The following is a 20,085-nucleotide window of genomic DNA, read 5'->3' as shown; positions in this document are numbered from 1 at the left end:
GACCCCCGGACACCGGGCACAGTGCTGGGACGAGCCTAGCCCGTGGGGTCCGCGGCCCGGTGGAGCGACCCGGCATACGGGCAGGACGAACGGCAGGTGGGGCAGACCCGGACGTATCGGACACGGGGACAAACGGGGCCCTTCCACCCATACTTTTTTTACCTCTTCCTTACCAAGGACTGACCGGGAGCAGGCATACTCACAACTAGCCATCCGGGGGGTGGAGCTGGTCGTGAATAGGGCACCAGTGGGTGCCGGGGGTGGGGTGTGGACATGGGTCAGCCCATGCGCGAGTCGGGGGTTGTTCTGCTGAACGTGAGCGCGCGTCCTGTGACGCAGCCGCTCAGTGAGAGGAGTCGGGGGCAGCGGCTGCTGCAGCTCGGCATCGCCGGTGGAGACCTCGTCATCATCACGGCGGCGACCGCCCTGGCGGCCGTCGGACGCACGAGTCTCGACGTCTTCGACGTTGCGAACGACGTCAACCAGGTCGCCCAGTCGGTCGGCCTGTGGATCGTGGCTGCCTGGATGGTCGCGAACCTCGCGCTCGGGACGTACACGAGCAGCCACCTGGGCGTCGGGACCATCGAGTACGCGCGGGTCTGCAGTGCGGCCGGGCTCACGGCCGGGGCGATCGGCATCCTCAGCTACCTGACGAAGTTCAACCTCTCCCGAGGGTTCTTCGTGCTGATCTTCGCCATCGGGCTGCCCCTCGTGCTGCTCTGGCGCTGGTACGCCCGGCGCCTCGTGCACCGGGCCCACGCCCACGGCCACCTGCTGACCCGGGTGCTCATCTCGGGCTCGGCCGGTCACGTCGACGACGTCGCCGCGGTCCTGGAGCGAGAGACCTGGCTCGGCTACCGCATCGTCGGCGCCCTGACGCCGGAGTCGCAGCCCACACCGTCCACCCCGCAAGGGGTCCCGGTCGTCGGGACCACCGGGCAGACCGCGGAGTCGGTGATCGCCGAGAAGGCCGACATGGTCGTCTTCACCGAGGGCGCGTTCCCGTCGGCCGTCGACTTCCGCCGGATCGCCTGGGACCTCGAGGGCCACCACGTGCAGATGGCGGTCGTGCCGAGCCTCAGCGACATCAGCTCTGGCCGCATGGCGATGCGCCCGGTCGGCGGTCTGCCCCTCGTGCACGTCGAGCAGCCCCAGAGCCTGGGCGCCTCCCGCGGCCTCAAGCGCGCGTTCGACTTCATGGGCGCGACGCTGCTGCTGCTGGTCGCCGCGCCCGTCATGATCGTCGTCGCGATCGCCACCAAGCTCCAGGACGGCGGCCCGATCCTCTTCCGCCAGACCCGCGTTGGGCGCGACGGCGAGCTCTTCGAGTGCCTCAAGTTCCGCAGCATGGTCGTCGACGCCGAGGCCAGGCTGTCGGGCATCACGCACCTGAACCAGAACGCCGACGGCGTCCTCTTCAAGGCCCAGAGCGACCCCCGGATCACCCGCGTCGGCGCATTCATCCGCCGCTACTCCATCGACGAGCTGCCTCAGCTGATCAACGTCGTCAACGGCGACATGAGCCTCGTCGGCCCGCGGCCCGCCCTGCCGGCCGAGGTGCGTCGCTACGTCCCCGACGTCCAGCGCCGCCTCCACGTCCGGCCCGGCATGACCGGTCTGTGGCAGGTCTCCGGACGCAGCGACCTGTCGTGGGAGGACACGGTGCGCCTCGACCTCTATTACGTCGACAACTGGTCCATCGTCCAGGACCTCTCGATCATGGCCAAGACCATCCACGCGGTCTTCGCCTCGCGCGGCGCCTACTGACGCCGCTCCGCCAACCCCGTGAGGGCCGCGACACCGCACCCGGTGACGCGGCCCTCACCGTCTCGTGCCGGCTCACGAACCCGAGGGCGCGTATGCCGTCCGGCCGGCTCAGGCGTCCGGGTGGGCCGGCGCGCCGGTTGCGCTCGCCGCGCTCGCGGCCTCGAGCCCACGCAGGGTCTCGCGCAGGGCGGCCTCGGCGTCGACGCCCTCGGCTCGTGCGCGGCGGACGAGGTCGAGCAGCTGGGCGCCGAGGTCACCGGTCGCGACCGCGTCGTCGACGAGGTCGTCGCGGCCTGCCCGGCGCAGGCGGGAGACGTACTTCTCGGCGCGGGCCAGGGCCGGCAGCGAGCTCGGGACACCCTCGACGGGATGGGTCCGGTGCTGCTTCTCGTCGGCCTTGATCGTCTCCCAGTTGGCCTCGACCGCGTCGGCCGTGTCGGCCTCGACGTCGGAGAAGACGTGCGGGTGACGCCGGACGAGCTTGTCGACGAGCCCTCCGGCGACGTCGTCGATGCCGAACGGCTCGGTCGGGTGCTCCTCCGCCACGCGGGACTGGAACGCGATCTGCAGCAGCAGGTCGCCGAGCTCCTCCTGCATGTGGGCCGGGTCGCCGCTCTCGATGGCCTCGATGGCCTCGTGCGCCTCCTCCAGGAGGTAGGGCACCAGCGACTCGTGGGTCTGCTTCGCGTCCCAGGGGCAGCCGCCCGGCGACCGGAGGCGGTCCATGACGGCGACGACGTCGAGCAGCCGCGCGCCGGGCACGTCGAACGAGCCGATGAGCAGCTCCACCTCGGGCGGCTCGGGCAGCCGTGTCACCTCGACGGCGATCGCGTCGCTGAGGCCCGGGTCGCCGTCGGACGAGCCGACCCACACGACATCGCCGAGAGCGGAGGCGGTGACGAGGTCACGTGCGAGGTCGGCCGGGTGCCCGTCCTCGCGGGGCAGCACCTCGATGCCGGCCTCGACCACGGCGGCTACCTGCGGCTCGTCGGGACGGCCCCACACGGCATACGCCTGCTCGAGACCCTGCCACGCCTCTCGGGTCAGCAGACCCGGGGCGATGCGCGGGGTCGTGACGAGCAGGACGACGCGGGCGGTCACGACGGCGAGGGGCGCAGGACTACTGCGCGGTGGTCGGCGCCGGGGCGGGGGCCGCGTTGGCGCTCGGCTTGACCCAGTTGGGCGTCTGCTGGCCGATGGTGAAGTAGACCGGCCCCTCCTCGGACTGCACGACCGAGCCGTACTTCGGGTTGACCGTGATGTCGGCCTTCTTGAGGTCGGCGCGGTAGGCGGCGACGTCGGCGGGCGTCATCTTCTGCGACTGGATGAGGGCGACCGCCGCGACGAACTCCTTCGTCGTGTCGGTGGCGTCGGGGATCGAGGAGATGACCGAGGCATAGGTCTCGTCGGGCTTCCAGCTGCCGGACTTCGCGACGACGTCCTTGAGCAGGGGCGCGGCGACGAGCGCCGTGACGACGATGTTCTCGGCGAAGTCGAGCTTGGCCGCCTTGAGCTGGTCGTACGTCTCGCGCACGTCGGACTCGTGGATGACGTCGCCGTTGACGACGGCGGCGGCCTGCTGGCGCGTCTCGAAGCCGCACCCGCCGAGCAGCGACACGGCGCCGAGCGCGGCGATGCCGACGACGGCCACGCGCTTCGCGGGTTGAGCAGACCAAGCCTTCACTGATTTCCTCCTCTGGCGGATGCGTCTGACATCCTACGGGGCTCCTACCCTGGTTTTCGCCGCGCCCGACGATGCGCCGGCCGACGCCCCCGTCGCGGCGGACGACGCGGCCGCGATGTCGTCGAGCAGGACGGCCGTGATCAGCTGTCGGGCCCACGTCAGGACCTCGACGTCACGCAACGGCTTGCCGCCGACACGGGCCGTCATCGGGGCCGGGACGAGGATGGTGCCGAGGGCGTCCTTGACGAGCGTGCCCGGGTAGAGGCGCATCAGCCGCAGCTGCTGGCTCTCGCGGAGGTCCTTGACCGGGCCGAAGCGCACGACCTTGCCCTGCACCCCGATGTCGCCGATGCGGGCGGCCCGGGCCACGACGCGCAGACGAGCGACCTCGAGGAGGTTCTCGACCGGCTTGGGCGGCGCGCCGTAGCGGTCGCGCAGCTCGGCCTCGATCTCGTCGACGGCCTCGAACGTCTCGACGGTCGCGAGCTTCTTGTAGGCCTCGAGGCGCAGCCGCTCCCCCGGCACGTAGTCGTGGGGCAGGTGGGCGTCGACGGGCAGCTCGATCTTGATCTCGGCGGGCAGGTCGACGGCGTCGCCGCGGAAGTCGGCCACGGCCTCGCCGATGAGACGCACGTAGAGGTCGAAGCCGACGCCCTGGATGTGGCCGGACTGCTCGCCGCCGAGGAGGTTGCCGGCGCCGCGGATCTCGAGGTCCTTCATGGCCACGGCCATGCCCGACCCGAGGTCGGTGTTGCTCGCGATGGTGCGCAGGCGGTCGTGCGCCGTCTCGGTCATCGGCTTCTCGGGCGGGTAGAGGAAGTAGGCGTAGGCCCGCTCGCGGCCACGCCCGACGCGACCGCGCAGCTGGTGCAGCTGGCTGAGACCGAGCATGTCGGAGCGCTCGACGATGAGGGTGTTGGCGTTGGAGATGTCGAGGCCGGTCTCGACGATCGTCGTGCAGACGAGCACGTCGAAACGCTTCTCCCAGAAGTCCTCGACGACCTGCTCGAGCTTGTGCTCGCCCATCTGGCCGTGCGCGGTGGCGATGCGCGCCTCGGGCACGAGCTCGCGCAGCCGCGCCGCCGCCTTCTCGATGCTGCTCACCTTGTTGTGCACGAAGAAGACCTGGCCCTCGCGCAGCAGCTCGCGGCGGACGGCCGCGGTGATCTGCTTCTCGTCGTAGGCGCCGACGAAGGTCAGCACCGGGTGGCGCTCCTCGGGCGGCGTTGCGAGCGTGGACATCTCGCGGATGCCGGTGACCGCCATCTCGAGCGTGCGCGGGATGGGGGTGGCCGACATCGACAGGACGTCGACGGCCGTGCGCATCGTCTTGAGCAGCTCCTTGTGCTCGACGCCGAAGCGCTGCTCCTCGTCGATGATGACGAGGCCGAGGTCCTTGAACGCCACGTCCTTGGCCAGCAGGCGGTGCGTGCCGATGACGAGGTCGATGGTGCCGTCGGACATCCCGGCCATGACGTCCTTGGCCTGCTTGTCGCTCTGGAAGCGCGAGAGCGAGGAGACCTTGACGGGGAACTGCGCGTAGCGCTCGGCGAAGGTCTGCTGGTGCTGGCTGACGAGGAGGGTGGTCGGCACGAGGACCGCGACCTGCTTGCCGTCCTGGATCGCCTTGAACGCCGCGCGCACCGCGATCTCGGTCTTGCCGTAGCCGACGTCGCCGCAGATGAGGCGGTCCATCGGGACCTGCTTCTCCATGTCGGCCTTGACCTCGTCGATGCTGACGAGCTGGTCGGGCGTCTCGACGTAGCCGAAGGCGTCCTCGAGCTCGCGCTGCCACGGGGTGTCCGGCGCGAAGGCGTGGCCCTTGGTGGCCTGGCGCGCGCTGTAGAGGCGGATGAGGTCGGCCGCGATCTGCTTGACGTAGCGCTTGGCCCGCGACTTCGTCTTGGTCCAGTCGGAGCCGCCCATCTTGTTGAGCGTGGGCTCCTCGCCGCCGACGTACTTCGTCACCTGGTCGAGCTGGTCGGTCGGGACGAAGAGGCGGTCACCCGGTTGGCCGCGCTTGCCCGGGGCGTACTCGATGACGAGGTACTCGCGCGTCGCACCGGCCACGGTGCGCTGCATCATCTCGACGAAGCGCCCGACGCCGTGCTGCTCGTGGACGACGTGGTCGCCGGGGCGCAGCTGGAGCGGGTCGACCTGGTTGCGCCGCCGTGACGGCATGCGTCGCATGTCCTTGGTGGACGTGCCGCTGCCGGGCTGACCGGTCAGGTCGGTCTCGGTGAGGACCTCGACGCGCGCGCCCTCGTGGACGAAGCCGCGGCCGAGGGTGGCCGTGGTGACGTGGACCCACCCCGGCTCGAGCGTGTCGTCGCCGGTGGCGTCGAGGGGGCGCACCGCGACCTCGTGCTCACCCAGCACCTCGGCCACGCGCTTGGCCAGACCGGGACCCTCGGTGACGACGGCGACGGCCCAGCCGTCGCGGACCCGCTCGCGCAGGTGCTCGACGGCGCGGTCGGTGTCGCCCCGGAAGGCCTCGGGATCGGTCGTGCGCACGGCCAGGCGCTCGTCGACGTCGTCGTCCTCGATGACGAGGTCGGCGTCGGCGGCGAAGGGCGTGAGGGTCCACCAGGCGCGCCCGGTGCGCTCGGCGAGGGCCCGCACGTCGGCGAGCGACCAGTACGACGCGCTGCCGAGCAGCGACTGGAGGTCGACGGGCACGTGGTTGCCGGCTGCGGCGTTGGCCCAGCTCGCCTCGAGGAACTCCTCGCTCGTCGCGACGAGGTCGTGGGCACGGCGTCGGACCCGCTCCGGGTCGGCGAGGAGCAGGATCGAGCGCTGCGGCAGGATGTCGAGGACCGACTCCATGCCGTCCACGAGGGCCGGCGCGAGGGACTCCATGCCCTCGACGGCGATGCCCTCGGCGACCTTGGAGAGCATCTCGGCGACGCCCGGCAGCTGGTCGGCGAGCGCACGTGCCCGAGCGCGTACGTCGTCGGTGAGCAGCAGCTCGCGACACGGCGGCGCCCAGAGCCCGTGGTCGGCGATCTCGAGGGAGCGCTGGTCGGCGACCTTGAACCACCGCACCTCCTCGACGGTGTCGCCCCAGAACTCGATGCGCACCGGGTGCTCCTCGGTGGGCGGGAAGACGTCGAGGATCCCGCCGCGCACGGCGAACTCGCCGCGCCGCTCGACGAGATCGGTGCGGGTGTAGGCGGCGGCGACGAGCGCGTCGACGACGTCCTCGAGCGGACGCTCGTCGCCGGCGCGCAGCGCCACGGGCACGAGCTCGCCGAGACCCTTGGTCAGCGGCTGGAGGATGGCGCGCACGGGCGCGACCACCACCGAGAGCGGGCCGTATGCCGGGTCGTCCGGGTCGGGGTGGGCGATGCGTCGCAGCACGGCCAGCCGCCGACCGACGGTGTCGCTGCGGGGCGAGAGGCGCTCGTGCGGCAGGGTCTCCCACGACGGGAAGACGGCGATCCGGTCGGCGGAGAGGAAGAGACCGAGCGCGCTCGCGAGGTCCTCGGCCTCGCGCGTCGTCGCCGTGACGACGACGACGGGCGCGGGGTCGGTGGCGGCCGGAGCGGCCGCGGCCGCTCCGGACCCGTCGGCCTGCTGGGCGAGCGCGGCGACGAGGAACGGGCGCGTGCCGTCGCTCGCGGAGACGTCGACGAGACGTGCCCGCCCGACCTGGTCGAGGACGTGGCGGACATCGGGAAGCGCCCTGAAGGCGGACAGCAGTGGGTGCGGCATCAGGTCCTCCAGTCTAGGTCGGTGCGGCGACAGCCGTGACGCCGGTGCTGGCACTGACTGTGGAGGCCCAGCGCGCGGGGGGCCGCCAGGGAGCTCAGGTCAGCGCGGCGCGTGGAAGCGCTGCTGGGCGTCGAGCAGCCCGACCTCGATGAGCGCCTCGACGGCGTCGGCGCCCTCGTCGACCAGGAAGGGCAGGACCTCGGTGCGCTCGGCCTTGGAGAAGTCCTTGAGGACGAAGTCGGCGGGATCCTGACGACCGGGCGGTCGGCCGATGCCCAGTCGGACGCGGAGGTAGTCGCGGGTGCCGAGCGAGCGCGAGATGGAGCGCAAGCCGTTGTGGCCGCCCTCGCCGCCGCCCTGCTTGAGCCGCACGAGACCGGCCTCGATGTCGAGCTCGTCGTGGAGCACGACGACACGGTCGACGGGCACGTCGTAGTACTTCGAGAGGCCGGCGACGGCCGAGCCCGACTCGTTCATGAACATCGACGGGACGGCGAGCACCACCTTGGGGCCGCCGACGCGCAGGCGCACCTCGGCGACGCGGGCCCGCGCGGCCTTGTGCGCCTTGAACGTGGCCCGACCGCCCACCGCACGGCCGGCGACCTCGTCGACCGTCATGGCCCCGACGTTGTGCCGGTTGCCGGCATAACCGGGCCCGGGGTTGCCGAGTCCGACGACGAGCCAGGTGTCCATGCGGTCCTCGATCGGTGGTCGGTGCTGATGGGCTCACGGTCGGGTGCTGCTGGTGCGGGCACGGGCCCCGCCGAGCCGGAGCTCGGGCGGGACCCGTGGACGCGTGGTGTGGCGCGCGGCGCCACGGAAGGACGGAGGCTCAGGCCTCGTCGCCCTCGGCCTTGGCCTCGCCGCCCTCGGCGGACTCGCCCTCGGCGGACTCGCCCTCGGCGGCCTCCTCGTCGGACTCCTCGCGCTCGATGCCGGCCTCGGCCTCGGCCTCGGCGAGCTCGGCCTCGAGGGCCTCGGCGGAGATCGCCTGCGTCACGTTGACGACGAGGGCGTCCTCGTCGGTGACGAGCGTCGCGCCCTCGGGCAGCTCGATCGCGCCGGCGAGGATCTGCGTGCCGGCCTCGAGGCCCTCGACGGAGACGACGACGTTCTCGGGGATGTTCGTGGCGAGCGCCTCGACCTGCAGGGTGTTGTGGTCGAGCGTGACGACGGTCTCGGGAGCGGCCTCGCCCTCGAGGTGCACGGCGACGTCGACGGTGACCTTCTCGCCCTTGCGGACCACGACCAGGTCGACGTGGTCGATGACCGGCTTGATGGCGTCGCGCTGGACGTCCTTGGCGAGCGCGAGCTGCTCCTTGCCGTCGACGACGATCGTGAGCAGGGCGTTGGCCTGCTTGAGGGCCATCATCGTGTCGTGGCCGGGCAGCGAGATGTGCACGGGGTCGGTGCCGTGGCCGTACATGACGGCGGGGATGTTGCCGGCGCGGCGGATCTTGCGGGCCGCGCCCTTGCCGAAGTCGGTGCGCTTCTCGGCGACGAGCTTGGTGTTGTCGGACACGGGGGTCTCCTGGGGGTCTCGGATGAGGCGGTCTGTTGTGGTCGGCCTCGACGCGGGACGACGCGCGGTGATCGGCAGTGACGGAGCGGGAAGGTCGTGTGGTCCGCACGCAGAGGCGAACCCGACCGTGGAGTGCTCCACGTCAGGCCACCGCGTCGATCACGGACCTCGTCACGCCCTGCCGTGGCAGCCGTGCACCGTCCCTCGCCGAGGCAACTGCTCGATCTTACGGGACGGACGCCCGGGCGGCGAAATCCGCCGTCGGCGCCAGGTGGCCGGACCGGTCGTGGGCCCGACGACGGTCACAGCGATGTCACAGCGGAGGTCACAGCGAGGGCGTACGCCGGAGCACCCAGGAGTCCGTGAAGCCGCCTCCGGCTCCCCGCACGAACGAGTAGCGCAGCTCGTCGGAGGTGACGCGCAGGTCGGCGAAGCCGTAGGTGGGTTTGCTGCCGGTCCCGGACGCCGCGGCGAAGTAGCCACGCTCCGGGTCGGCCGTCGCGACCTGCCGCAGTGCCACGCCGCCGGTCCCGACCGTGGCGAAGACCGTGCCCGCCCCGGCGACCATGGAGGTGTCGGCGTCGGCCACGCACGCCGGCGAGTAGGACCCGACGGTGACCCTGGCGCAGCCCGCGCCCTCGCGCAGCTGCTTCGTGCGCTGGTAAAGGTGCTCGTGCCCGGAGAGCACGAGGTCGACCCGCTTGGACACGAGAAGGTGCTGCAGGTCGGGCCCGCTCGAACAGCCGTAGCGGCCCATCGAGAGGCACGGCTCGTGCATGGCCACGACGACCCACCGGATGCCGGCGCGTCGGGCACCGTCGATGGCGTCCGCGGTCCACGCGTAGCGCGCCGACCCCTCCGCATAGCTCCACGTGCCGTCGGGGAAGGTCAGGCCCGGCGAGACGAGCACCACGCGTACGAGAGGTGTCGAGCGCGGCAGGTCGACGTAGTACTGGTGGGCGTACTGCCCCACGGCCCCGCCGAGCCGGTTGGGCAGGCAGGCGGCGAAGCGGTCGATCGAGCCGTTGCTGCCGTCGCTCTCGTGGTTGCCGGCGAGCAGCTCGAACGGGAATCCCACGCCGAGGCGCGAGGTCACGAAGGAGCACCACGAGGCCTCGCCGCCCGGCGAGCCGTAGGAGAGGTCGCCGAGGGCGAAGTGGGCGTCGGAGCCGCTGGCCCCCAGGGCCCGCAGCACGCCACCGGTCGCCGCGGTGGCGCCGTAGTCACCGGCCGCGGTCAGGTGGACGCGGGCCGACGGGGTGGGTGCCCCGGCGGTGGCCGGTGGACGGATGAGCCCCGGCAGCGCCGACGTCGTGGCAGGTGCCGGGTCGGGGCCTGTCGTCAGCGCCGCGGCGGACGGCGGCTGCGTCGGGGATGGCGGCGTGGTGCAGGCGGCGGCTCCGACCAGGGTGAGCATCCCCAGCACGCACACCACGGCCCGACGCCACTGCATGCCGGCAAGCCTAGGGCGCGCCGGCCGACTCGGCTCGTCGGGCGGCAGCGGGGTCGGCGGCCCGGTCACCCGAGCCCGTGGCCAGCTCGTCGGCCGCATCGGCCGCGTCGGCCGCGCCGTCCCGGGGCGCGGGCCCACGGGACTCGTCGGCGCGGACGGCCGCGAGGCCGGCGACGATGAGCAGCCCCCCGACGAGCTGGACGGGCGTCGGCAGCTCGGCGAGGACGAGCCAGGCGAAGAGCACGGCGAAGAGCACCTCGGTCAGGGCCACGAAGGAGGCGACCTTGGGGCCGAGCATGCGCACCGCCGCGATCCCCGTGACGTAGGCGAAGGCGGCAGCGACGATGGCGATGACGAGCACCGGCACCCACCAGTCCACGACAACCCCGCCGAGGGGCACCCGTGCTGCGCCTCTGGACATGTCGAGCACGCCGACGAGGCCCGCGAGCCCGAGGGACACCGCGCCGACGACGAGGCCTCCACCGGCGAGCGCGAGGGGCGGCACGTCGTCGTCGACGTGGTCGGCGAGCAGGAAGTAGAGCACGAGGCAGACGGCCGCGCCCAGGCCCCAGAGGACTCCGACGACGCTGATGCTGGCGCCGCCGATGACGTCGAGGACGAGGAGCAGCCCGGACACCGCGAGGGCCACGCCGACGAGCGTGAGTCGGCGCGGGGCCTGCCGGTGGCGCAGCCAGAGCCAGCCGACGATGAGGACCGGCGCGAGGTACTCGAGCAGCAGGGCCACGCCGACGGAGAGGTGCGTCACGGCGTTGAAGTAGGCCAGCTGGCAGCCGGCGACGCCGGTGAGGCCGTAGCCGACGACGACCCAGGCGTTGCGCCGAAGCGCCGGCCACCGGCCGCGGAGCGACCACAGGGCGGGCACCAGCAGCACGACGGCGGCCAGCGTGATGCGCATCGTCACGACGGCTCCGGGTGACCAGCCGCCGACGAGCAGCGACTTGCCGAAGGCTCCCGACGTGGCGAACGCCGCGGCCGACGCGAGGGCGACGCCGAGTCCGACGAGCGGGTGGCGCGGCCTGGACGGTGTCACCTCGGCCGCGACCGCACCGGCGACGGCACCGACCACTGCTGGCTCCCCGATCGCAACCCGCTCCGCCATGACTGTCCCTCGTCGTTCCCGCTGACTGGCCGGCACCGTGTCGCGCCCGCGTCATGTCAGCACCGAAAGTGATTACACTCGTGACAGTAGCGATCGCGCCCGTCAGGAGTCAACATGCTTTTCACCCATGACACCGACGTCGCCCTCGCCGGAGCGGCAGCCCTCGTCAACACGATGCCGGGCTCGGTGCCCGGAGACGGCGACCCCGACCGGCTGACGACCCTCGACGAGCTCGAGACCCTCTACCGGGCTCAGGGGTGGACGGGCCGGTTCGACCGCGACGCCGCGGAGCTCGCGGCCGTCCGCGCGCTACGCCCCCGGCTGCGCGGCTTCTGGGACGAGGACGAGGCAGGCGTCGTCGCCCTCGTCAACGAGCTGCTCGCCGAGGCCCGCGCCGTCCCCCAGCTCGTCGACCACGACGGCGTCGGCTGGCACGTCCACGCCACCCCCGCCGACGCCCCGCTCGCCCGGCGGATGGCGGTCGAGGCGGCGATCGCGGTCATCGACGTCGTGCGCGCCGGCGAGCTCGCCCGCCTGCGCGTCTGCGAGGCCGCCGACTGCGACGACGTCGTCGTCGACCTCTCCCGCAACCGCTCGCGACGCTTCTGCGAGGGCGGCTGCGCGGCCCGGGCGCACACCGCCGCCTACCGCGCCCGCCGCGCCGCCCACGCCTGAGGACCCCACCACGCACGGAGGGCGTATGCCGCCGGGACCCGCCCGGCGGCATACGCCCTCGTCGTGTGGTGGCCGCTCAGGCCTTGCCGTCGAAGAGGCTCGTGACGGAGCCGTCCTCGAAGACCTCCCGGATCGCCATCGAGACGAGCGGGGCGATCGAGAGCACCGCGAGCTTGTCGAAGCGGCGGTCGTCGGGGATCGGGAGCGTGTTGGTGACGATGACCTCCTCGACCTTGCAGGCCTTGAGGCGGTCGACGGCCGGACCGGAGAGGATCGCGTGCGTCGCGGCGATGATGACACCCGCGGCGCCCTGGTCCATGAGCGCGTCGGCAGCCTTGGTGATGGTGCCCGCCGTGTCGATCATGTCGTCGACGAGGACGCAGACGCGACCCTTGATCTCACCGACGACGCGGTTGGCGACGACCTCGTTGGGCCGGTTGATGTCGCGGGTCTTGTGGATGAAGGCCAGCGGCGCGCCGCCGAGCCGCGAGCTCCAGTCCTCGGCGACCTTGATGCGGCCGGCGTCGGGAGAGACGACGGCGAGGTCGAGGTGGCCGTACTTCTTGCCGACGTAGTCGGCGAGGATCGGCATCGCCATGAGGTGGTCGACCGGCCCGTCGAAGAAGCCCTGGATCTGCGCGGTGTGCAGGTCGATCGCCATGAGCCGGTCGGCGCCGGCCGTCTTGAAGAGGTCGGCCATGAGCCGCGCGGAGATCGGCTCGCGGCCGCGGTGCTTCTTGTCCTGGCGGGCGTAGCCGTAGAACGGCAGGACCACGGTGATGCTGTTGGCCGACGCACGCTTGAGCGCGTCGATCATGATGAGCTGCTCCATGATCCACTCGTTGATCGGAGCGGTGTGGCTCTGGATGACGAACGCGTCGGAGCCACGGACGGACTCCTCGTAGCGCACGTAGATCTCGCCGTTGGCGAAGTCGTAGGCGCTGGTGGGGACGAGGTCGGTGCCGAGCGCCGCGGCGACCTCCTGCGCGAGCTGCGGGTGGGCCCGGCCGGAGAAGACCATGAGGTGCTTCTCGGTCGTCTTGTTGATGCCGCTCATCGCTGGGCGCCCTTCGTCTCGGTGGTCGGGTCGGCCATCGGCTCGCTCGTCGGCTCGCTGGTGGGCTCGGTGGTCGCCTGCGCCTGCGCGGCTCGGGCGGCCTCGTCGGTCCTCGTGCCGGCGCGGCGGCGGGCGACCCAGCCGTCGACGTTGCGCTGCTGCGCGCGCGTCACCGCCAGCTGCCCGGCGGCGACGTCGCTGACGACGGCCGAGCCGGCTGCGACGTAGGCACCGTCGGCGATCGTCCGTGGCGCGACGATGACCGAGTTGCTGCCGACGAAGCTGTGGGCGCCGACGTTCGTGTGGCCCTTCGTGACGCCGTCGTAGTTGGCGAAGATCGTGCCCGCACCGATGTTGGCGCCTTCGCCGATGGTCGCGTCGCCGCAGTAGCTCAGGTGGGGCACCTTGGCGCCGGCGCCGATGTCGGCGTTCTTCGTCTCGACGAAGCCGCCGATCTTGCCCTTGGCCCCGAGTCGGGTGCCCGGGCGGAGGTAGGAGAAGGGCCCGACGCTGGCGCCGGGCCCGATCTCGGCGAGCTCGGCCTGGGTGCGCACGACGCTCGCACCGTCGCCGACCTCGACGTCGGTCAGGGTCGTGTCGGGACCGATGACGCAGTCGCGACCGATCGAGCTGGCCCCGAGGATCTGGGTGCCGGGACGCACGACCGTGTCAGGGCCGATCGTCACGTCCGCGTCGAGCCAGGTCGTCGCCGGGTCGATGACGATCGCCCCGTCGCGCATGGCCTGCTCGACGGTGCGGCGGTTGAGCTCGGCGCCGAGGCGGGCCAGCTGCACCTTGTCGTTGACGCCCTCGGTCTGCCAGAGGTCGGCGACGAGGTGCGCGCGGACCCCGAGGCCGCGGCGCCGGGCGATCGCGATGACGTCGGTGAGGTACTTCTCGCCCTGGGCGTTGTCGGTGCCCACCTCGTCGAGCGCCTCGCGCAGGACCGCCGCGTCGAACGCATACAACCCGCTGTTGACCTCGCGGATCGCGCGCTGCTGCTCGTCGGCGTCCTTCTGCTCGACGATCGCGACGACCGAGCCCTCGGCGTCACGGATGACGCGGCCGTAGCCCGTGGGGTCCTCGAGCGTCGCCGTGATGACGGTGACGGCGCTGCCGGCTGCGTGGTGTGCTGCGACGAGACCCTCGAGCGTCTCGCTCGTCAGCAACGGCACGTCGCCGTACGTGACGACGACCGTGCCGGTCAGGTCGCCGGGGAGGGCGTCGAGGGCGCACTCGACGGCGCGGCCGGTGCCCTTGACGTCGTCCTGGTCGGCGACGACGGCCTCCGGGTCGACCTGCGCCACGTGCTCGGCGACGCGGTCGCGCTCGTGGCGCACGACGACGGCGAGGTGGTGCGGACTCGTGCCCCGGGCCGCCCGGATCGCGTGGGCCACGAGAGTGCGGCCCCCGATCGTGTGGAGGACCTTGGGGGTCGTGGACTTCATGCGTGTGCCCTCACCGGCGGCGAGGACGATCACGGCGGTCGGCCGTAGATCGCTCACAGGGCGCAGCTCCTTTTTGGATCGGGGTGCACTCGGGTGCGTACGACCCCGGCCCACGAGGGCGCCGGGGTGCGCCTCGGCCATGCTACTCGTGGGGAGCGAGGGTGCCGCCCCGGCCACGAGCGCGCCGTGACCCCACTCACACCGGGCGCTGTCGCGCGACGGCGTATGCCGTGTGGCCGACGACGCAGGCCACGCGCCGATCACCGTCCGTCGCCGATCTTGCAAGCCGTGCGACCATGGGAGGACGGGCCCGCCATTCCCCCTAAGTCGGCGGACCCCGGGCTGGCTCTGGCACCTACTCCCTGCCGAGCGGCCAAGGCGTCGCTCGACCGCGAACCCCCCCGCACGTCGGGCGACGCCGCTCGTCCGAGCACCCGTCACCGTCTCCTGCTCCCCGGGCAGGAGTCGAACCTGCGTCGCTTGTCCTGATTCAAAGTCAGGCGGGCCCTGCCGGCAGACCAACCGGGGATCGTCGTGGACGTGGACAGGGTAGTGCAGACCCGACGTCGCTCCGTCGCGGACTCACGCACCTGCCGGGTGGGCGTCGCCGGTCGGCGACTCCGGCGGCCGGCCCGCGGTGGCAGGACCATCGGCGGCCTGCGCCGGGGCGGCAGCACCGGATGGCGCATCGGCCGGAGGGTCGGCTGGAGGGCCGGCTGGAGGGTCGGCCGCGGGGCGGGCCGATCGCAGGTGCCCGTTCTCGGCCGCAGAGCTGGACTCCGCGTTCGTCGGGGCGCGGCCGGCCGCCGGGTCGGACGGTGCCGGGTCCACGGACGTCGAGTCGGACGGCGTCTGGTCGGACGGTACCGGGTCCACGGACGTGGAGTCGGACGACGTCTGGTCGGACGGTACCGGGTCCACGGACGTAGAGTCGGACAGCGACGGGTCCACGGACGTGGAGTCGGACGGCGCAGGGTCGGACGGTGCCGGGTCCACGGACGGGGCGTCGGACAGCGCAGGGTCGGACGGTGCCGGGTCCACAGACGTCGCGTCGGACAGCGCAGGGTCGGACGGTGCCGAGTCCACGGACGTCGCGTCGGACGGTGCCGGGTCGGACGGTGCCGAGTCCACGGACGTCGCGTCGGACGGTGCCGGGTCGGACGGTGCCGGGTCCACGGACGTGGCGTCGGACGGTGCCGGGTCGGACGATGCCGGGTCCACAGACGTGGCGTCGGACGGTGCCGGGTCGGACGGCGCGGGGAGGAGGTCGAGATGGAGCAGGTCGACCGGGGTGGTGGCCGCCTCGGGCGCGACCTCCGAGCCTGCGCTGAGCACCTGCGTGACGCCGTCCACCGGCGAGACGACCGACGTCGTCGTGGTGCCCAGGTCGTGCGCCGCGGCCGGTGCCACCGAGAGTCCGAGCCCCACGACGAGGCCCGCCATCGCCGTGGCGAGTGGTGGGCCGATCGCGGTCCCAGCCAGGATCGACCCGCCCGTCCACGCAGCGACGGGAGTGACGATGGCTGCGCTCGACACGAGAGCGGTGGTTGCGGCCACGCCCGCCGGGGCCGTGAGGGCGGCGCCGCCCCCACCTCCCACGCAGGCGGCCGTGGTGGTGGCGGACACTGAGGTCGCGCCCGCGGTGAGGCCCGCTCCTGCTGTCGCGGTGCCGGATGCCGTCGCGCCGGCACCGCTCACGGTGAGGGTGCCGCCCAGACCGGTGCTGCCGGCCGCCGCGCCGCCGAGGGCGGAGCCGGCGCTCGTGCCCGCGGCACCCGCACCGGCCGTCCCGCCCGCAGCGCCGGCACCTGCCGTCACACCCGTCGTCGCACCCGTCGCCGCGCCGGTCGTCGCACCGGTCGTGCTCGACCCGACGAGAGCCGCCGAAGCGCCCCCGGGGAGACTGCCGAACATCGCGGCTCCGACCGCGAGGACGATCGGCCCGGTGAGTGCACCGAACCCGTCGTAGACGCGTTGCAGCTCCACCGCGAGTCCGGCCTCGCGAGGACAGCGGGCCAGGTGGGCCTCGACGCGCGCGCCCTGCCTCTCGGTCAGTCGGCCTCGCACGTGGCCGCTGAGATGGTCGAGGGTCCAGCGGCAGTCGCGCGCGTCACAGACCGGCACACGGCGCCGCACCCAGGAGTCGAGATAGCGGTCCCGGAGCTCGTCACGGGCTCGTCTCGCGCGCGCACTCGCGACGTTGGCCGAGACCCCGAGCTCGGGGGCGACCACCCGAGGCGGGTGGCCCTCGACCATCGTCTGCCAGAGCAGCAGTCGGTCGGCCTCGCTCAGCCGGAGAAAGGCCTCGCGGACCAGGTCCGTGTCGACGCCCTGTGCGCCGAGGGCCGACAGTCCGTCGTCGGGTCCGGGCAGCAGGTCGAGGTCCGTCGTCGACGTCGTCACGACGGACATCTCGCGACGGACCGCGTCGACGCCGACGGTGCGTACCGTCGAGACGAAGTACGCCCGGAAGTTCGACGATGGCCCGCGCCCCTCGCTCAGGAGGCGGAACAGACGAGCGGAGGCCTCGGCCACGAGGTCCTCGGCCGACACGCGACCGCGGAACGACGTCGCGGCGGCGTGCGCGGCGGCCAGATGCCTGCGCCAGAGGGCAGCGAAAGCCTCCTCGTCACCCGACCGCGCCCGCGCGAGCAGCACGACATCGGACTCCTCGACCCCAGCCGTCGCGGGTGCGCCGGTCATGGGGTCGGACCGTGGTCCCATCGTGTGTGCTGACAATTGCGGCACCTTCCACCAGACGTGCCTCACCAGTGTGCGCCACCGGGGCCGTCTGTTGTGGCATTTGCCAAAGCGCCGTCGGGCATGGCGGTGAGGTCGATCCGCGTCCGCCTCCCATTGCGTCGAGATCGACCTCACCGGCGACGTCGCCCGGACCGTGTCCCCACACGGACGCCGGGCGCGAGCCGCCTCCTCCCTACCAATGACATAGACGTGTTCACGAGCCGTTTCATGACGGGATTCGGCAAGAAAGTCAGGTGCGGCCTCGTCCGTCGCGGCCGACGACACCGGGACAGGCACAATGGCGGCGTGACCGCCGACCGCCCAGACCGCGCCGACCGCTCCCGCCCGCGCGCCAGGATGACGGGTCCGGAGCGGCGCGAGCAGCTCATCGCCGTCGGCCGCAAGCTCTTCGCCGACAAGGGGTTCGAGGCGACGACCGTCGAGGAGGTGGCCTCGCGGGCCAACGTCTCCAAGCCGGTCGTCTACGAGCACTTCGGCGGCAAGGAAGGTCTGTACGCCGTCGTCGTCGACCGCGAGATCCAGGCCCTCATGGGCGGCATCAGCGCCGCCCTCGAGGAGCCGGAGGGAGCCAGGGTCCTGCTCGAGCGGGCCACGCTCGCCCTGCTCGACTACATCGAGAGCGACCCGTCGGGCTTCCGGATCCTCGTGCGCGACTCGCCGCCCGGGCAGTCGACGGGTTCGTTCGCGAGCGTCCTCGGGGACGTGGCGGTCCAGGTCGAGCACCTGCTCGCCGCCGAGTTCAAGCAGCGCGGGCTCGACCCGAAGTCGGCGCCGATCCACGCGCAGATGCTCGTCGGGATGGTGGCTCTCACCGGTCAGTGGTGGCTCGACCGGCGCAAGTTCAAGAAGGACCAGGTCGCCGCGCACCTCGTCAACCTCGCCTGGAACGGCCTCTCGGGCCTCGACCGCAGCCCACGGCTGGTCACGGTCCCCCACCGCTGACCTCTCCCCCTCGAGTGAGCGCCCCGCCCCACCCGGGTGAGCGCTCACTCGACGAGGTGCCGCCTGGCCGGTCAGCCGGGGCGGAGGGTCTCGGTCCAGGTCCCGCCGTCGGCGTCGGTGACGCTCACGACGACGGGCCGGACCCCGCCCGACTGCTGCAGCAGCGCCTGCCCCTGGGCGCCCGTGCACCTCACCGCCGAGGCCGCAGGCTGGGTGCACGACCAGCTGGAGTTGCGCACCGTGAGGGTCCCCGTGCCCGCCAGGTTGCTGACGCGCACCGTCATCGGGCCCTCGACCTGGGACCGCACCCGCACGGAGATCCTGGCGGGGTCGCGTCCGGACACGAGGCGCACCGTGACGGTGGGGGCGACGCCTCCCGGCTGGGGCGCCGGGGTCGTCGTCGGTGTCGGTGGGGTCGTGCTCGGGGTCGGCGGCTTCGTCGTGAACGAGGAGGTCGCGGGCTGGCCTGGCGGCGTGCTCGTCGGCTTCGACTCGGACGTGGGGTCGGTCCCGCTGCTGCCGGCCGGGGTCTCACCCTGCGGCACGGGGGTGCCGCCGAGAGTCGCGGACGGCGCACCCGGGTCGGCGACCGGTCCCGCGGAAGGGGCGCCGGAGCGATCAGGGACGGACGGGACGGCGGAGGCACTCAGGGTCCGGGCCGCCACGTCGGTCGGCGAGACCGGGAGGGACGTGACGACGGGACGCGACGACGCACCCGGAAGGGCCCCGCGCGCGGCGCCGGGGCCCACGCTGGAGGTGGACGGCATCGCGGTGGACGGGGTCGTCGCGGTGGAGGCTGCCAGCGATGCGCCTGGGAGCGCCAGGGCTCCCACGACTCCTGCGGAGACGGCGAGCCCGGCCATGAGCCCGGTGACGCGACTGGCCACCTGGGCGACGTCGTCGACCCCCGACCCCGATGATGACGACGTGGAGGACGGCGCCGGGTGTCCCGCTGCCGGCGACCCCGTGACTCCCCCGGCCGTGACTCCCCCGACGCCGGCCGTGGCCTCGGCGATCCCGGCGGAGCCGGCCGCCGCAACGCCACCCGAGAGACCGGCGACGGCAGCGACGCTGACGAAGCCCGGTGTCCCGAGACCCGCCAGGAGCACGAGCGGGACGACGAGGGCGGGGAAGCCGTCGTGGATGACGCGGAGGTCCGCGGCTATGGCAGCCGCGTGCGGGCACGTGGCGACGTGCGCCTCTGCCCGCTCGGTCTGTCGCTTGGGCAGACGGCCACGGACGAGTGCGCCGAGGTGGCTCACCGTCCAGCGGCACTCGTCGTCGTCGGCCCCGGCGAGCCCGCGCTCGGCCCGCGCGTCGAGGTAGAGCGCCCGGAGCGACTCCCGCGCCCGCATGGCACAGACGCTGACGGCGTTGGCCGTCATGCCGAGAGCGGGCGCGATCGCCCGCGGGGCCGCACCCTCGACGGTCGTGTGCCAGAGCACGCGCTGGTCGCGCTCCGAGAGCCCGGCGAAGGCCTCGCGCACGAGAGCGAGACCCTCGTCGTCGGTCGCCAGGCCCTCGAAGGGGTCGTCGGCCGGGTCGGCGAGGTCCTCGAGGTCGTCGGCCTCGGTGGGCACGACCCGCAGGTCGCGGCGACCCTGGTCGATGGCGACGGACCGCACTGCGGAGAGGAAGTAGGCGCGGAAGTGCTCGTCGGGGCCCTTGCCCGCGCGGATCAGCGCGAGGACGCGCGCGGCGGCCTCGGCGACGATGTCCTCCGGGGCCGAGCGGCCGCGGTGACGCCCGGCGACGGCATACGCAGCAGGCAGGTGGCGACGCCACAGCTCACCGAACGCCTCCGCGGAGCCTTCGCGTGTCCGGGCGAGGAGGTACACGTCAGGGGCCGAGGCCCATGCCTCGCTCGACCACAAGGTCGCGTCTGCCGACAACCCTTCGCCCTTCTACTGCCCCGGTGCGGGCCAGTCTGCCAAGCGGCG

Annotated in this window: 14 protein-coding genes and 1 tRNA gene; 3 read left to right on the top strand and 12 right to left on the bottom strand. The window is 72.8% G+C overall.

The window, feature by feature from the left end:
- Positions 1-315 precede the first annotated feature (315 nt).
- The gene (locus tag ASG96_RS03855) at positions 316-1,767 is read left to right on the top strand and encodes a sugar transferase (RefSeq protein ID WP_235509050.1); all 1,452 of its coding nucleotides are present in this window, start codon (positions 316-318) and stop codon (positions 1,765-1,767) included.
- A 108-nt stretch (positions 1,768-1,875) separates the two neighbouring features.
- On the opposite strand, the gene ASG96_RS03850 is transcribed toward ASG96_RS03855, so the two are convergent.
- From ASG96_RS03850 to ASG96_RS03820, 7 genes are all read right to left on the bottom strand, one after another.
- Positions 1,876-2,868, bottom strand: coding sequence for a MazG family protein (locus tag ASG96_RS03850; RefSeq protein ID WP_057586662.1), 993 nt, complete (start codon positions 2,866-2,868; stop codon positions 1,876-1,878).
- Positions 2,869-2,887: 19 nt separating this feature from the next.
- The gene (locus ASG96_RS03845; RefSeq protein ID WP_235506831.1) at positions 2,888-3,451 is read right to left on the bottom strand and encodes a hypothetical protein; all 564 of its coding nucleotides are present in this window, start codon (positions 3,449-3,451) and stop codon (positions 2,888-2,890) included.
- A 33-nt stretch (positions 3,452-3,484) separates the two neighbouring features.
- Complete coding sequence (mfd, locus tag ASG96_RS03840) at positions 3,485-7,165, bottom strand: transcription-repair coupling factor (protein WP_057586661.1); 3,681 nt, start codon at positions 7,163-7,165, stop codon at positions 3,485-3,487.
- Positions 7,166-7,264: 99 nt separating this feature from the next.
- Positions 7,265-7,858: an aminoacyl-tRNA hydrolase gene (pth, locus tag ASG96_RS03835; RefSeq protein WP_056760510.1), complete on the bottom strand. Its 594-nt coding sequence runs from the start codon at positions 7,856-7,858 to the stop codon at positions 7,265-7,267.
- Between the two features lie 139 nt (positions 7,859-7,997).
- The gene (locus tag ASG96_RS03830) at positions 7,998-8,687 is read right to left on the bottom strand and encodes a 50S ribosomal protein L25/general stress protein Ctc (RefSeq protein WP_057586659.1); all 690 of its coding nucleotides are present in this window, start codon (positions 8,685-8,687) and stop codon (positions 7,998-8,000) included.
- A gap of 325 nt (positions 8,688-9,012) precedes the next feature.
- Complete coding sequence (locus ASG96_RS03825; protein ID WP_235509049.1) at positions 9,013-10,140, bottom strand: metallophosphoesterase; 1,128 nt, start codon at positions 10,138-10,140, stop codon at positions 9,013-9,015.
- Between the two features lie 10 nt (positions 10,141-10,150).
- A complete protein-coding gene (locus tag ASG96_RS03820; RefSeq protein WP_235509048.1) occupies positions 10,151-11,260 on the bottom strand; it encodes a DMT family transporter in 1,110 nt (369 codons plus the stop codon).
- A 114-nt stretch (positions 11,261-11,374) separates the two neighbouring features.
- Here ASG96_RS03820 and ASG96_RS03815 point away from each other — a divergent pair, with 114 nt between their 5' ends.
- Positions 11,375-11,935, top strand: coding sequence for an ABATE domain-containing protein (locus tag ASG96_RS03815; RefSeq protein WP_056760501.1), 561 nt, complete (start codon positions 11,375-11,377; stop codon positions 11,933-11,935).
- Positions 11,936-12,011: 76 nt separating this feature from the next.
- Here ASG96_RS03815 and ASG96_RS03810 read toward each other — a convergent pair whose 3' ends face one another.
- The 4 genes from ASG96_RS03810 to ASG96_RS03795 all read right to left on the bottom strand — a co-directional run bounded on the left by ASG96_RS03810 (position 12,012) and on the right by ASG96_RS03795 (position 17,143).
- On the bottom strand, positions 12,012-12,992 hold the full coding sequence (locus ASG96_RS03810; RefSeq protein WP_056760498.1) for a ribose-phosphate diphosphokinase: 981 nt from the start codon (positions 12,990-12,992) through the stop codon (positions 12,012-12,014).
- On the bottom strand, positions 12,989-14,497 hold the full coding sequence (gene glmU / locus ASG96_RS03805) for a bifunctional UDP-N-acetylglucosamine diphosphorylase/glucosamine-1-phosphate N-acetyltransferase GlmU (protein WP_056760493.1): 1,509 nt from the start codon (positions 14,495-14,497) through the stop codon (positions 12,989-12,991). The genes ASG96_RS03810 and glmU overlap by 4 nt, the downstream gene beginning before the upstream one ends.
- A 393-nt stretch (positions 14,498-14,890) precedes the next feature.
- A tRNA-Gln gene (locus tag ASG96_RS03800) sits at positions 14,891-14,969 on the bottom strand.
- A gap of 53 nt (positions 14,970-15,022) precedes the next feature.
- Positions 15,023-17,143, bottom strand: a complete 2,121-nt coding sequence (locus ASG96_RS03795; protein WP_057586655.1) for a sigma-70 family RNA polymerase sigma factor — start codon at positions 17,141-17,143, stop codon at positions 15,023-15,025.
- A 396-nt stretch (positions 17,144-17,539) separates the two neighbouring features.
- On the opposite strand from ASG96_RS03795, the gene ASG96_RS03790 reads away from it, so the two are divergent.
- Entirely contained in the window at positions 17,540-18,145 is a 606-nt protein-coding gene (locus ASG96_RS03790; RefSeq protein ID WP_056761130.1) for a TetR/AcrR family transcriptional regulator, read from the top strand.
- A 71-nt stretch (positions 18,146-18,216) separates the two neighbouring features.
- Here the strand turns inward: ASG96_RS03790 and ASG96_RS03785 are convergent, their stop codons facing one another.
- On the bottom strand, positions 18,217-19,983 hold the full coding sequence (locus ASG96_RS03785) for a sigma-70 family RNA polymerase sigma factor (protein WP_057586653.1): 1,767 nt from the start codon (positions 19,981-19,983) through the stop codon (positions 18,217-18,219).
- Positions 19,984-20,085: the final 102 nt, after the last annotated feature.

The sequence above is a fragment of the Terrabacter sp. Soil810 genome (genome assembly GCF_001429645.1).
GTDB lineage: Bacteria > Actinomycetota > Actinomycetes > Actinomycetales > Dermatophilaceae > Terrabacter.
This window is presented reverse-complemented; position numbering and strand designations above follow the sequence as displayed.

What these genes read in the sequence shown, in the direction of transcription:
- mfd (WP_057586661.1), bottom strand. Translation starts at nt 7,165, where the DNA reads ATGCCGCACCCACTGCTGTCCGCCTTCAGGGCGCTTCCCGATGTCCGC.
- pth (WP_056760510.1), bottom strand. Translation starts at nt 7,858, where the DNA reads ATGGACACCTGGCTCGTCGTCGGACTCGGCAACCCCGGGCCCGGTTAT.
- ASG96_RS03825 (WP_235509049.1), bottom strand. Translation starts at nt 10,140, where the DNA reads ATGCAGTGGCGTCGGGCCGTGGTGTGCGTGCTGGGGATGCTCACCCTG.
- ASG96_RS03820 (WP_235509048.1), bottom strand. Translation starts at nt 11,260, where the DNA reads ATGGCGGAGCGGGTTGCGATCGGGGAGCCAGCAGTGGTCGGTGCCGTC.
- ASG96_RS03815 (WP_056760501.1), top strand. Translation starts at nt 11,375, where the DNA reads ATGCTTTTCACCCATGACACCGACGTCGCCCTCGCCGGAGCGGCAGCC.
- ASG96_RS03810 (WP_056760498.1), bottom strand. Translation starts at nt 12,992, where the DNA reads ATGAGCGGCATCAACAAGACGACCGAGAAGCACCTCATGGTCTTCTCC.
- ASG96_RS03795 (WP_057586655.1), bottom strand. Translation starts at nt 17,143, where the DNA reads ATGACCGGCGCACCCGCGACGGCTGGGGTCGAGGAGTCCGATGTCGTG.
- ASG96_RS03790 (WP_056761130.1), top strand. Translation starts at nt 17,540, where the DNA reads ATGACGGGTCCGGAGCGGCGCGAGCAGCTCATCGCCGTCGGCCGCAAG.